Origin of the sequence: Oenococcus sp. (assembly GCF_047725585.1) — a bacterium.
Lineage (GTDB): Bacteria > Bacillota > Bacilli > Lactobacillales > Lactobacillaceae > Oenococcus > Oenococcus kitaharae_A.
Map to the genome: position 1 here is coordinate 93947 of NZ_JBDNNF010000001.1, position 12854 is coordinate 106800.

At 43.0% G+C, this 12854-nt stretch carries 12 protein-coding genes; 6 read left to right on the forward strand and 6 right to left on the reverse strand.

All coding sequences use genetic code 11. The features are described 5' to 3' along the window. Nucleotide 1: 1 nt before the first annotated feature. Together ABF487_RS00435 and ABF487_RS00440 are read right to left on the reverse strand one after the other, a co-directional pair. Nucleotides 2-820, reverse strand: coding sequence for an ABC transporter permease (locus ABF487_RS00435; protein WP_415634178.1), 819 nt, complete (start codon nucleotides 818-820; stop codon nucleotides 2-4). Nucleotides 821-1023: 203 nt separating this feature from the next. Then, nucleotides 1024-2118 carry a helix-turn-helix domain-containing protein gene (locus tag ABF487_RS00440; protein ID WP_263779644.1) on the reverse strand — a complete coding sequence of 365 codons (1095 nt, stop codon included), beginning with the start codon at nucleotides 2116-2118 and terminating at the stop codon, nucleotides 1024-1026. A gap of 219 nt (nucleotides 2119-2337) precedes the next feature. On the opposite strand from ABF487_RS00440, the gene ABF487_RS00445 reads away from it, so the two are divergent. From ABF487_RS00445 to ABF487_RS00470, 6 genes are read left to right on the forward strand one after another with little or no spacing between them, the layout of a single operon-like run. Next, the gene (locus ABF487_RS00445; protein WP_263779643.1) at nucleotides 2338-3420 is read left to right on the forward strand and encodes an ABC transporter ATP-binding protein; all 1083 of its coding nucleotides are present in this window, start codon (nucleotides 2338-2340) and stop codon (nucleotides 3418-3420) included. Next, complete coding sequence (locus tag ABF487_RS00450; protein ID WP_415634179.1) at nucleotides 3413-4369, forward strand: carbohydrate ABC transporter permease; 957 nt, start codon at nucleotides 3413-3415, stop codon at nucleotides 4367-4369. Before ABF487_RS00445 ends, ABF487_RS00450 begins: the two co-directional genes overlap by 8 nt. Further along, nucleotides 4369-5199, forward strand: coding sequence for a carbohydrate ABC transporter permease (locus ABF487_RS00455; protein WP_263779641.1), 831 nt, complete (start codon nucleotides 4369-4371; stop codon nucleotides 5197-5199). Before ABF487_RS00450 ends, ABF487_RS00455 begins: the two co-directional genes overlap by 1 nt. Further along, entirely contained in the window at nucleotides 5196-6563 is a 1368-nt protein-coding gene (locus ABF487_RS00460; protein ID WP_415634180.1) for an ABC transporter substrate-binding protein, read from the forward strand. Before ABF487_RS00455 ends, ABF487_RS00460 begins: the two co-directional genes overlap by 4 nt. A gap of 18 nt (nucleotides 6564-6581) precedes the next feature. Next, complete coding sequence (locus tag ABF487_RS00465; RefSeq protein ID WP_415634181.1) at nucleotides 6582-7277, forward strand: glycerophosphodiester phosphodiesterase family protein; 696 nt, start codon at nucleotides 6582-6584, stop codon at nucleotides 7275-7277. Nucleotides 7278-7312: 35 nt separating this feature from the next. Beyond that, a complete protein-coding gene (locus tag ABF487_RS00470; RefSeq protein WP_415634182.1) occupies nucleotides 7313-8179 on the forward strand; it encodes a metallophosphoesterase family protein in 867 nt (288 codons plus the stop codon). A 59-nt stretch (nucleotides 8180-8238) separates the two neighbouring features. Here the strand turns inward: ABF487_RS00470 and ABF487_RS00475 are convergent, their stop codons facing one another. Genes ABF487_RS00475 through ABF487_RS00490 form a run of 4 tightly spaced genes read right to left on the reverse strand, consistent with a single transcriptional unit; the run spans nucleotide 8239 to nucleotide 12824 of the window. Further along, complete coding sequence (locus ABF487_RS00475) at nucleotides 8239-9075, reverse strand: carbohydrate ABC transporter permease (RefSeq protein ID WP_263779637.1); 837 nt, start codon at nucleotides 9073-9075, stop codon at nucleotides 8239-8241. Beyond that, the gene (locus ABF487_RS00480; protein ID WP_263779636.1) at nucleotides 9072-9932 is read right to left on the reverse strand and encodes a carbohydrate ABC transporter permease; all 861 of its coding nucleotides are present in this window, start codon (nucleotides 9930-9932) and stop codon (nucleotides 9072-9074) included. Before ABF487_RS00480 ends, ABF487_RS00475 begins: the two co-directional genes overlap by 4 nt. Then, the gene (locus ABF487_RS00485; protein WP_415634183.1) at nucleotides 9932-11128 is read right to left on the reverse strand and encodes an ABC transporter substrate-binding protein; all 1197 of its coding nucleotides are present in this window, start codon (nucleotides 11126-11128) and stop codon (nucleotides 9932-9934) included. Before ABF487_RS00485 ends, ABF487_RS00480 begins: the two co-directional genes overlap by 1 nt. A 49-nt stretch (nucleotides 11129-11177) precedes the next feature. Beyond that, entirely contained in the window at nucleotides 11178-12824 is a 1647-nt protein-coding gene (locus ABF487_RS00490) for an alpha-glucosidase (RefSeq protein ID WP_263779634.1), read from the reverse strand. Nucleotides 12825-12854 lie beyond the last annotated feature (30 nt).

Sequence of the window (12854 nt, forward strand, 5' to 3'; positions counted from 1 at the left end):
TTTACCTCCTCTTATCCACTCTCTTTTGAAATTGCCGTAATAAGAGCGTCACGATTAATGCGATGACAATCATCACGGTCGCAATCACGCTGGCAGATTGCCAATTACCTAAAGTCATCGCTTGCTGGTAGAGCAAGGTTGACATAACTAAGCGCCGGTTCCCGCCTAAAATCTGAGGTGTTGTATATGCGGTTAACGCACCAACGAACACAAGCGTGACACCGGTGATAATGCCAGTAGTTAATTGGGGTATCGTCACTTTCCAAAAAATCTTAGCAGGCCGAGTCCCAAGCATTAAAGCTGCATTATCTAACTCTGGATCCAATTTTTCAGATTCGCCAATCAATGTGATGATCATAATTGGGAGAAACAAGTATACAATACCGACCACGATTGAACCGTCCGTATAAAGAAGCGGTACGGACTCCTGAGTCAGGTGCAGCAGTTTTAAAAGATTATTGACAATACCGTTGTTCCCTAAAATCGTAATCCAAGCATAATTTCGAACCACGCCGTTCGTTAAGATAGGGAAAACCACCAAAGTCATCAATAATGTTTTTTTAAAGCCCAGCTGTTTTGATAACCAAATACTTGTCGGTATGCCCATGACGAGAATAATCAGCGTAGCAATCAATGCAATGGTTACCGTACGGAATATAACTAATTGATTTTGCTGATTGGACAAAAAAGACACATAACCATCCGAAGAACTGCTAGAGAAGAAGGTCGGAATCACCATCATGAGCAGTGGGTACACAAAAGTGACAAGCAATAAAGCAATTCCGGGAAATATGAGTCCTATTTTGAATTTCTGTGGCACTTAACTACCTAACCTTTCGCTCTGTAACAACGTGATAACCAATTCATCTTATCACTATTTAACGAACTATATGACCCTAAAATACCTCAACGTTCCTAAAAAAATATTAAAAAAAGCTTAAATTGCTTTTTCATTCGTCTTTGTTCGGATTTTTCTGTGATTGGGCAACGACGAATCTGATGTCTGAATTTTTTTTAGAAAAATTATTCCTTAAAAAATAGACTACGGCGATACTGCTTAGGTGTCATACCTGTTTCGGCATGGAATAATTTAACAAAGTAACTCTTGTCTGCTAAGGAGAGCGCATTCGTGATCTCCTGGAGACTTTTTTTATTTGCGGCCAAAAATTTTTTGGCTAAGGCGACCTTCTGCTGGTTCACATATTGTTTGACTGTCAGACCAAAACTATTTTTAAAAATTGGATTCAAAGCTTCTTTTGAGATGCTGGCAACCTCCGCAATTTCTTTCAAACTTAATTTTTTGTCTAAATGATTGTCGATGTAGTCGCGACAAATCGTCGCTGTATCAGAATTTTTTTCGCCATTTTGCAGTTTGAGCGCATCGAAATAAGGCCAAACTAATGCCTTGATTTCCGAGTGAAAGTCCACGATTGTATGTTTATAAATTTGATCTATCAGCATGATACGAATTTGAGCAGCCGCTTCCAAACTCAAACCGGCATCCAAAGCATGGTCAGCCAAACTGCAAGCTAAAGAAATCAGCAATTCTTTCAGGCGACGCTGGTTTGGCAGTGCTGTGAGTTGGTTTTGATGAACACGGTTGGTAAACAGAGACTTCATTTGATTCATACCACGAATCACGCTTCTTTGATCAAGCGCCTGTAAGGCATCAGCCAGTTGTTCCTGATAAAAAAAGAAAAGTTTTTCCCTATCATCAGTTGATTTGGCTGAAGGCTGGTTTACCAATCCTAGCTGACTATCAGCCAGTACATAAAAAACCACCTGCTGGCACAAAGGTATCTTCTGCCCAGCCGACATGCTGATCAAAGAAGCTAACTGTTGGATTTTTTCAAAAGTCGATCCACTAGGTAAAGAAGACAAAGACGAAAGTTCTCGTTGAAAAAAATCATTAGGCAGGACCAGTAATTGATGGTTCTTGTCCCAAGGGAGAACAATCATTATACGGCTGCGAGCATATACGAAAACAAAATTATCGGCGGCAGCCAGGCGCGATATCTTCTGCAAATCATCGTCGGCCAGACCGAGCAGTACATTGTTATCACTGGTCAAGGCTGTTGCTTTCTTGGCATCCAGCCAAAAAAAAGCTTGATCCGTCATGCAACTTAAAAAAATAAGTTTTTTGTCTGCTTCCTTCATCCGCCCAATAACAAGTAGCCCTAAAAAACAAATTTACACAAATTCATTATATCGTTACACGAATTATCTACGAGGATTGTTAGCATACAGTCATCAATTAAAAGAGGAGATGATCAGCTGCAGAATTGAGAAGATCGTTTGACACAATTTTAAAAAATTTTTGAAAAATGGAGAATTATTTTGTCAATAGAATTTAAGAACATTGTCAAAACTTATGATCAGTCGCCGGTTCTTGAAAGTATTAATGCGGAAATCGCAAATGGCGAATTCTTTGCAATAGTTGGCCCCTCCGGATGCGGCAAGAGCACACTTTTAAGAATGCTGGCCGGGCTGATTGATGTGACTGACGGCGTCATTAAAATAGATGGACAGACGGTCAATAATGTGCCACCAAAAGACCGTAAACTGACGATGGTGTTTCAAGACTATGCTCTATTCCCTTTTTTAACCGTCGAAGAAAACATCGCTTTCGGGCTTAAAGCTCGCAAAATGCCAGAAACTGAAATCAGTCAGCGCGTCACTCGAGCCGTTGATATGGTTGGCCTCGCGGATTTTCGATCAAGAAAGCCTAAAGACTTGTCGGGTGGTCAAAGGCAACGAATTGCCTTGGCACGTGCGATTGCCAGTGATGCCAAAATATGCCTGATGGACGAGCCCTTATCCAACCTGGATGCACAACTGCGTGACCGTATGCGCACTGAAATTCGTGCTTTGCAGCGCAAGTTGCAATTGACTTTGATTTATGTCACGCATGACCAGATTGAGGCGATGACGATGGCCGATCACATTATGGTATTGAACGATCACCATGTACAACAGATCGACACACCATTAGGAATCTACAATCACCCGGCCAACGAATTCGTTGCCAACTTTTTCGGTTCGCCCCAGATTAACTTTCTTTCAGGCAGTTACAAAGAGCACGAACGAGAAATCGTGATTGATACAAAATTGCGTTTGCCTATACAGAATCAATTGACAAAAGAAAACTACTTGGTTGGCATCCGACCGAATCAACTGGATTTTCAGATCGCGAAGAATAATGGCGGTAATGCTTCTCTTACAGATCTGACAAATTTGGGTTCGCAGACTTTATTAACAGCCCGCTTAGATAATGGCCAGCAGTTAAGGCTAACAAAATCGGAACAAATCTCAATGCCGATCAATCAACGGATTGATTTGCATTTAAAAGGCCAGGCTTTTATTTTTGATCCGGAAAAAAAGAATCTTGCGGCTGTGAGTGTCGGAGTCGATCATGGATGAGAGCAAAAATATTATCCATGAGACAAGAATCCCGACATTGGCTGAAAACACAGGCTTGTTTAAAAAGACGAAAATGCGAGCACAGAGGACTAACCAGCGATATGCCCTATTGTTTTTAGGCCCTTCGATCCTGCTCCTAGCAGTGTTCATCTTTTATCCCATGCTTAAAACGATTTATTTAAGTCTGTTTCTGACAAATGGGAGTGGTCATAATACAGTTTTCGCTGGCCTGGGTAATTACGCGGCTCTGCTGAGTTCTCCCGGATATTTGGCCAGCTTGATGTCGACTTTGATTTATGTCGTCGGCGTCTGGGCACTCACTTTGGCTCTGGGCCTGATTTTAGCCAACGCGGCCAGTGTAAAAGTCCGTGCTTCTTCATTTTTTAGAACGATTTTCTCATCCACGATGGGTGTTTCGATCTCCGTTTCAGCTATTTTCTGGCTTTTTATTTTCAATCCGTCTATCGGCATCCTGAATCAAATCGCAGCCTTCCTGCATTTACCGCTATTAAATTGGGCCACCGATCCTAACTTGGCGATGATTTCGGTCATTATTTCAACGGTCTGGATGAATTTAGGGTTCGCTTTCCTGGTGCTATTCAGTGCCTTTCAATCCTTGCCGCTTAGCTTGTATGAAGAGACAGCTATTGAAGGCGTCGGTCCTGTTTATCGCTTCTTTCACGTGACGATTCCGCTGATTTCACCCACTCTATTTTTCGTTTCAATCATTACTTTTATCGAGGCCTTCAAAAGTTTTGGCCTAATTGATTTAATGACGGCTGGCGGTCCGAACAACGCGACTAATCTCTTGGTTTACCATATTTACCAGAATGCATTTTTAAACGGCAACTATTCTCAAGCTAGTGCGGAATCTGTCATTTTAACGATCATCATCGCCTTGCTTACCTTTTTGCAGTTCAGATATCTGGAAAGGAAGGTTAGTTACTAATGGAAAATCTGACACAATGGACGGCCAACCGAAAGTTTTGGCATTATGCCCTTTTAATTATTTTGTCGTTTTTGATTCTCGCCCCTTTTGCAATCGGTCTTTGGACCAGTTTGCTGCCAACTGCTGATATCTCTAGCGGCCACCTCTTTGGGGGATCTATTTCTTTGGACAATTACTGGGCTGCTCTGACACAGACACCGATTATTCGCTATCTTGTCAACAGTGTTCTGATCTCCCTATACACAATGCTGCTGCAGCTTTTCTTCTGTTCAATGGCTGCATATGCCTTTGTCTTTATTAATTTCAAACATCGTGATTTTTATTTTTACCTGGTCTTGTCGACGATGATGCTGCCTTTTGAGGCCGAAGTTATCCCTAACTTTCAGACGATCAAGGCTTTCGGCTTGTTAAATAGCTATACAGGTATGGTTCTTCCTTTTATGACTTCGGCCTTCGGCATTTTCATGCTGCGGCAGGCTTTTAAACAAATTCCTTTTGAATTAAAAGAGGCTTGTGACATTGAAGGCTTGAGTCACTGGCAGTTTTATATGAAGTGTGTATTGCCTTATAGCCGTTTGAGCTTATATACACTCGCTGCTTATAGTTTTCTTTCTGCTTGGAATCAATATCTTTGGCCGATGCTGACGACTTTTAGTGACAACATTCGTCCAGTCCAAGTAGGCCTGCGCGAGTTGCAATCTCAAGAGACCTTTAATAATTGGGGCATGATTCAGGCCAGCGCCGCAATCATCGTGATCCCAACGCTGATCGTCTTATATTTTGGCCAACATTATTTTAAAAGCGGCCTGAATGAAGGAGCTGTCAAATGACCAGTCACAGAAGCATATCACGTTTCCTAATTCTGATATCGGTCAGTTTTCTTGTGACCGCGGGTTTACCATTTACTGCTTGCCGATTTGCACAAGCTGCCAATCCTAAAAGGATTAAAATTGTCTTTTGGAACGAGATGACCGGCCCAGCTCAAGCTCAACTGACGCAATTCGTACAAAAATTCAACCACTCTCAGAGCAAATATGAGGTCGAATCGCATTTCCAAGGAAGTTATGAAGAGGCTGTTCAAAAAATTTTAAACACACATGGCAGCAATGCTTCGCCGGCTCTATTTCAATCTGCTGATATCTCTGTGAGCCAGCTATATCACAGCGGCTATATTACAAAAATACAAAAATTCATTGATCAGGATAAGCAATTTAACATTAATAAAATTTCACCAGTCGCACGATCATTCTATAGCCAAAAGGGTCAACTGCTGGGAATGCCTTTTAATAGTTCACAACCTGTACTTTATTACAATGCCAGTTTGCTAAAAAAATATAAAATTACGCCACCGCCTTTGGACCCGACCTACGCGGATGTGACACGAGTGGCTACGCAATTGTATCAACGCTCCGGAAAAAAAGTGAAGGGTATGACAATGGAGGTCTATGGCTGGTTGTTTGATCAGCTGGTCGCTAATTCAGGTCACTACAGCGTCAATAATGAAAACGGCCGGATTGCAACCCCTAGCAAGGCAACCTTTATCAACCCAGGATCCATAGCAGCTATGAAATGGGTTCAAGATAACATTAAGAAAGGAAACTTTATCAATTATGGTTCCGGCGGCAATGCCTCAGCCAATGAAATCGCAGCTTTCTTATCTGGTAAATTAGGCATCTTTATGGAGTCATCAGCTGAAATCGGACAACTTACTCTTGGTATGAAAAATCAAAAATTAGGTGTCAGCTATTATCCGCATCAAACAGGCAAAAAAGCTAATGGTGTGGCAATTGGCGGTGCAGCTCTTTGGATTGGCAACGATAAACCTGCCGCTGTTCAGCAAGGTGCTTGGACTTTTATCAAATATTTGGAAAGTGCCCAAAATCAAGCCGATTGGCAAAAAGCAACCGGTTATCTCGCATTAAATCGTGATGCGAAAAAGACGAAGACCCTGCAAAAACTGTATCAACAAAACCCGGCTTTAAAAGTACCCAGCGATCAGTTAGCAAGAACCGAGGCTAATAATGCCAATTCCGGCATTTTCGTTGAAGGAATTGTCCAGGAACGAATCATTTTAAACACGGCTTTGGATCAGATTTATAGCCGCAGCAATATTCATACAACGCTGCAGCAGGCCGAAAAGGCCATGAACACCTATATCAGCAACAACAACCGAGCCAATGGCTGGTCAAATTAATTTTAGAAAGTGCCTCATATGCCAGATAAAAAAACACTGATTTTTGCCCATCGCGGCATTCCCGCTTTAATAGCAGAAAATTCTCTTTCCTCTTTTCGATATACACTTGAGCATCATGCCGACGGCATCGAATTCGATGTCCATCTCACCAAAGACCGCATCCCCGTGATCATGCACGATGAACGTTTGGACCGCACAAGTGACGGCAGTGGTTTTATCAAAGATAAGACTTTTGCCGAATTGAGAAAGAGCCATTTAAAAGATGGGCAGCAGGTTCCGTCTTTAAAAGAATTCTTGGAACTCGTTAATCAACAGCCTATCCGCTTGAACCTAGAATTTAAAACCGATCTATTTCATTATGCAAATATTGAAAATATTGTGATGGACATGGTCGGCCAATATGATTTGAAATTCCCGGTCATTTACTCTTCTTTCTATTTAAATTCGCTTAGGAATTGCTATGCAATTGATCCGACCGGCCAATATTGTTTCCTTCATTCGAAATACGTACACAATCCGGCGCATTTTATGAAGGCCAATCATCTTGCCGGACTGCATTTAAAACACTATCAAAAGCTCACTAACGGGTTGCCGCAGAGAATCTGGACCGTTGACGATCCTTTAGTAGAGAAAAAACTCTTGAGGAAAGGCGTCGCTGGTATTTTTACAAATAATTTTCTGAGAGCGGGCCAAGTCGCAACCTTTTTCCAGTAAAATTAAGTTAGCAGCAAAATAATAGGAGCTTTCTCATGGAATTATTGTCCACTGACCAACAAGCCTTCAGGATCTGCCAGCTAACCGATCTGCATCTGGGCAGCCGTCCTTTTTCCGTCGAAGATCAGGAGACGCTCAAACGCATCAGCCGGGTGCTGGCCAGCGAACATTTTGATCTGATCATGATCACAGGCGACTTGATTTGGGGAAATAGAATCAAGCAGCCTGAAGAAGTCCTGAGTTATTTTTATCGCTTGTTTGACCAAATCGGCACGCCAATCGCTGTGACCTACGGCAATCATGATACAGAGGGAGATTTTGGCCGTAGCCGTTTGCGCGAGCTGGAAAAATTGATTAAGCACCCTGCCAGCAAATACGATATTTTTGTTTTTCATGACTTGGAAAACTATGTCTTAAAAATCTTTGGGCGTGATAACCGAGAACTCTCTCACCTGCTCTATGTCTGGGACAGCGGCGCCTACAGCCGCAATAATCGTATGGGCTTGTATGAGCCGATCAGTCCCGAACAGATCCGCTGGTTTGCTCAGCTACCTGAGCCAGAAGACCCGGATCGCGCTGATTTAGGTTTCATCCACATTCCGATTCCTGAATTTGCACAAGCACAAAATCTGATTCGTGATGGCCAAATTGCCGAGAAAGTCGGTTCACCAGAAATCAACTCGGGCCTCTTCTACAGCTTGCTGAAAAAAGAGAATTTCAAAGCTTTGTTCGCCGGCCACGATCACAACAATAATTTTACGGGCAGCTATAAGGGAATTGACCTGGTCTACGGAAACGTTAGCGGCTATAACACTTACGGCAACCTGGCCCGTGGTTATAAATTAATTGAACTGTATCCCGATCATGCAACCTATAAAAATATTCCCTTTATCATTGATTGATTTATATGTATAAGAAAAGACCGCTAAAAGCGGTCTTTTTATGTGGCTAAGGAACAAAATTACTTCACAGCGCCATTGACGACACCGCTGATAATCTGCTTTTGTGCAAATAGGTAGAAAACCAGAACTGGCAGCGAGGCCAGCATATAAGAAGCAAAAGCCAGGTTATAATTTGTTCCGAATTGTGACTGGAAAACCAATTGCGCCATCGGCAGCGTAACAGCTGAATTGCCGTTTCCGCTCAAAACAACCAATGGCAGCAGCAAGTCATTCCATGAGGCTAAGGCTGTCAGAATCGCCACTGTGGCGTGCATGGGTTTGAGCAATGGAAAAATAATTTTCCAGAAAATCTGCCAGCTGTTGGCACCATCCAGATAGGCAGCTTCGTCTAAGCTGACCGTGATATTTTTCAGATAACCAACATACAAGAGAACACTCATTGACATTTGAAAGACCAGATACATCAGCACCAGGCCGAATTTATTGTCAATTCTCAAAAATGACAGCTGTTTGACCAAGGGCAGCATCAGCATGGAAAATGGCACAAACATCGCGCTCACAAGATAATAGTAGGTCCAGCGATAAAAACGCTTATTCATGTTACGGGCAATCGCATAGGAAATGATCGATGTCAGCAGGACAACGACAACGACACTGCAGACCGTGATGACCAGTGAATTGAAGGCCGTTTGAAAGAAATTAGTCGTCGTGATTGCATCTATAAAATTAGCAAACTGTAAAATTTTCGGAAAACGGAAGAAGTTTGCCAGATTGGTGCCCATTTCCGAAGGTTTTTTCAAAGAAATAATAATTGCCATATAAAGTGGTATTAGGATTAGGACTGATAGAACCGTGACAAGAATTGTTGTCAGCCAATTAGTCTTGTGAGCCGTCATAACTGTACCTCCCGTTTATTCAAAACTTTCAACTGGAACACAGAGATTGCCACAATGATGATGAAGTAGATCACTGAATTGGCGCTTTGGTAACCGAACTGATTGCCACTGAGGCCGTTTTGATAAATCAGCATCGAAATTGAGGTCGTCGAAGAGGCTGGACCGCCGCCAGTCAAGGACATGATCTGATCGAAGACCATCAAAAAGTTTCTCATGCTGACAACCAGATTGATCGTAAAGAATGGTGCCAACAGCGGAAATGTAATCGTCCAGAAAGTGTTCCAACTGCTGCTACCATCCATTTTTGCCGCTTCATAGATATCCGTGGGGATTGTCTGCAGACCGGAAATATAAATCAGAATGTTAAAGGCCACAGACTGCCAAGCGACCGTAATCACGATTCCGGTCCAAGCTGTATTGGCGTTTCCCAAAATACTGGAAGAAAGAAAGACCCAGCCCAGTGCTTTGCCCACTGATGGCAGCATGAAAGTGAAAATGTAATTGAAAATATAACCCACGATCAAACCGCCTAGGACATAAGGCAGAAAATAAATGCCTCTAAAGAAAGTCTTGAACTTCACATTTGAATTCAAAGCCAAGGCCAATAAGATACCAATCACATTGACCACAACAGTCGTGACAACCGCAAATTTAAATGTGAACCAATAAGAAGATAGAACTGATCCGTCCGTAAACAGACGGAAATAGTTGCTCAGACCGATGAATCTAAAGGTGCCAAATCCCTTTGAATTGGTCAAACTATAGACGAATCCTGTCAGCAGCGGCACCGTATCAAACAGGAAGAAAATCACGACCAGCGGTACTGTCATTAATAGAAATATTTTTTTGCGGCTCATTATTCGCCATCCCCTTCCGGACCCAAAATATTCTTCAAGCCGCTGTTCATCTGATTAGTAAAGGTCTTGGTCTTCTCGTGATTAACCAGATATGCCTGCAGCATGCTTGGTATTTGCAACTCAGTCGGATACATATATTGCGGCGACATCGTGATGCGTCCCTTGCGTAAATTCGGCACCACATCACTAATGGAGGCAGGATAAGTATTGACTTTTTTCAGCGTTGACAAGGCAAACTGCTGCTTAAGATATTTTTGGTATGACTGTTTTGCCAGTAAATAAGTCAACAATTTTCTCGTCGCGGCATAGTGCTTGGTCTTTTTTGAAATTGAAAAGACAATATCGATCCCGGAAACACTCTTGCTGGGTTTGCTATTGTTGGCAGGGAAGGTAAACATGCCGAGATTAATTTTAGGATTAACCTGTTTGATTAAAGGAATTGCCCAGTTGCCCTGCAGGTACATGTAACTTTTGCCGTTGGCAAAGGCTGAGGTTGCGTCGTTGTAATTATAGGAAAAAACATCACCCTGCGAATACTGACCAAGCTGGCGCAGTTTTTGCAAGGGCCGATTATATTCGGCATCATATTTCCCGATGGTCGCAGCCGTGATATTGAAGGCACGTGCTTTCATCAAATTTCCAGCCAAGGGATTAAAGGCCTGCTGAATCGTCCAGTCATCCTTATAGCCCAAATGCAGCGGCGTCTTCCCTTCGGCTTTCAGCTTTTGGCATAAAGCGATAAATTCCGGCCAGGTCTGTGGGATTTTCAATCCGGATTTTTCAAACAGCGTCTTATTGTACAAAACACCCGAGACATTGGCCGCATATGGTACGCCGTGGATTTGGCTGCTCTTTTCCAGAAACTTCATGTTTGCCACATAGGAAGAGCTGAACTGCTTTAAAATCGGGTCATGTGTCAAATTCCGAAAAACATCTGCCTTGGCGTAATCAACATAATACTGTTCACCGCCCAGGCCGATTAAATCCGGCACCCGGCCTTTGACCATACGTGTTTTCAAAACCGTGTAGGCATCGCCCGGCGCAGAAAGTTCAACATGAATATTTGGATTTTGTTTCTCAAAACCATTAATCAGGCTTTGAAAAGTTGCGGTCGCCTCCGGCTTGAAAACAAATAATTCGATGCTGACACCTTTCTTTTTCGGCGTCCGGACAGCCCAAATCGAGAACAGGGCCATCAGAACTGCCGCAGCAATAATTATCCATATATAAATTTGACGACTTTTTTCATGATGACTCCTTTTTGGACAAGAGCCAAATGGCTTCATAAGGCCTCAGGACGGCCTCTTTAAAACTGCCCTTTTGACGATCCTGATAATTGGCAGCCAGTATAGCAGTGTCATTGGCCAAAAATGGCGAATCCCAAGACAAGTTTTGATCGGAAAAATTTAAAATAACTGACAAATCAGCTGCGGCATCCGATCGCGAAAATGCGAAGACCGCTTCTGGCGTATCAGGGATTTCTCGGTAATCGCCATCCTGCAAAACTGGATTGTCTTTTCGCAGCTGAATGATCTTTTTGTAATAAGCCAGAATAGAATCTTGATCCTGCTGGCTTTGGCTGACATTGATTTTAGAAAAGTTCGGATTGATGCCAATCCAGCTTTGGGCATCTGTAAAACCGGCGCCAGCTTCTGTCCCAGACCACTGGATTGGCGTCCGGGCGTTATCCCGGCTGTTTTGTCCGATACGCGCCACAATATCTTCTTGGCTGAAACCTTCAGCTGCCATCTTGTCGGCATAATTCAGCGACTCGACATCGCGAAAATCCGACAAGGCCTGCCAAGGATAATTGGTCATGCCGATCTCATCTCCTTGGAAAATATAAGGCGTACCCTGCAGAGAAAAAATCAGCGTCGCCAACAGTTTGGCACTTAAATCCCGATATTGCAGGGAATCATTGCCAAAACGCGAGACAATCCGCGGAAAATCGTGGCTGCCTAGGAACTGTCCCGACCAGCCTTGCCCATTCAGTTCAGTCTGCCAAAGACCGATAACACGTTTAAAATCCGCCATCGTAATCGGCCGTTTGACCCAATCGCCGCTGCGCAAATGGTCCAGATTCATTAATTGAAACTGGAAAACCATCGTCATCTCACCGGTCTGCGGGTTCGTATAACGTTTGGCCTCTTTAATATCAGCACCGCCAGTCTCGCCAACTGTCAAAATTTGCGGATCTTTGCCATAACTGCGATTCTTTAGTTCAGTCAGATAACGATGCGTCAAGTCTGAATCATGGGTAATTTTCGTCTGCAGAATTTTTCCGATACCGTCAATAGCATCAAAACGAAAACCTTTAGCACCTTTAGCCATCCAAAAATTAACCACTTCAGCCAGTTTTTCACGCACGAGTGGATTGTGCCAATTCAAATCGGGCTGGCTTTTATCAAAAGAATGATAATAATAACTTTGTCTGAGCTCATCAAACTGCCAGACAGAACCGCCAAAAGAGGCCTCGTCTTCAGATCCAGAGCCTGCCATGTCCTGCGCATCGCGCCAAATGTAAAAATCATCATAGGGCTTGATCGAAGCACGCGATTTGATGAACCAGTCATGCTGATCCGACGTGTGATTGAAAACCATATCCAGCATGATGCCAATATGACGGTCGGCCGCCTGAGCTGTCAAGGTTTCAAAATCAGCCATCGTACCGAACTCAGGATTGATAGCGTAATAGTCGGACACATCATAGCCATTGTCGTGGTTAGGTGATTTGAAAATCGGTGTCAGCCAGATCATTGTGATGCCTAAATCGTGCAGATAATCCAGTTTCTCCGTGATGCCAGGCAGATCGCCAATACCATCATGGTTGCTGTCTTTAAAACTTCGCGGATAAATCTGATAAATTACCTGTTGATTGAGTTGCTCATTCATCGTTAAACTTTCCCCCAAAGAAAAGAATAT

What these genes read in the sequence shown, in the direction of transcription:
- ABF487_RS00480 (WP_263779636.1), bottom strand. Translation starts at nt 9,932, where the DNA reads ATGAGCCGCAAAAAAATATTTCTATTAATGACAGTACCGCTGGTCGTG.
- ABF487_RS00490 (WP_263779634.1), bottom strand. Translation starts at nt 12,824, where the DNA reads ATGAATGAGCAACTCAATCAACAGGTAATTTATCAGATTTATCCGCGA.
- ABF487_RS00485 (WP_415634183.1), bottom strand. Translation starts at nt 11,128, where the DNA reads ATGGCCCTGTTCTCGATTTGGGCTGTCCGGACGCCGAAAAAGAAAGGT.
- ABF487_RS00440 (WP_263779644.1), bottom strand. Translation starts at nt 2,118, where the DNA reads ATGACGGATCAAGCTTTTTTTTGGCTGGATGCCAAGAAAGCAACAGCC.
- ABF487_RS00465 (WP_415634181.1), top strand. Translation starts at nt 6,582, where the DNA reads ATGCCAGATAAAAAAACACTGATTTTTGCCCATCGCGGCATTCCCGCT.
- ABF487_RS00450 (WP_415634179.1), top strand. Translation starts at nt 3,413, where the DNA reads ATGGATGAGAGCAAAAATATTATCCATGAGACAAGAATCCCGACATTG.
- ABF487_RS00455 (WP_263779641.1), top strand. Translation starts at nt 4,369, where the DNA reads ATGGAAAATCTGACACAATGGACGGCCAACCGAAAGTTTTGGCATTAT.
- ABF487_RS00475 (WP_263779637.1), bottom strand. Translation starts at nt 9,075, where the DNA reads ATGACGGCTCACAAGACTAATTGGCTGACAACAATTCTTGTCACGGTT.
- ABF487_RS00460 (WP_415634180.1), top strand. Translation starts at nt 5,196, where the DNA reads ATGACCAGTCACAGAAGCATATCACGTTTCCTAATTCTGATATCGGTC.
- ABF487_RS00470 (WP_415634182.1), top strand. Translation starts at nt 7,313, where the DNA reads ATGGAATTATTGTCCACTGACCAACAAGCCTTCAGGATCTGCCAGCTA.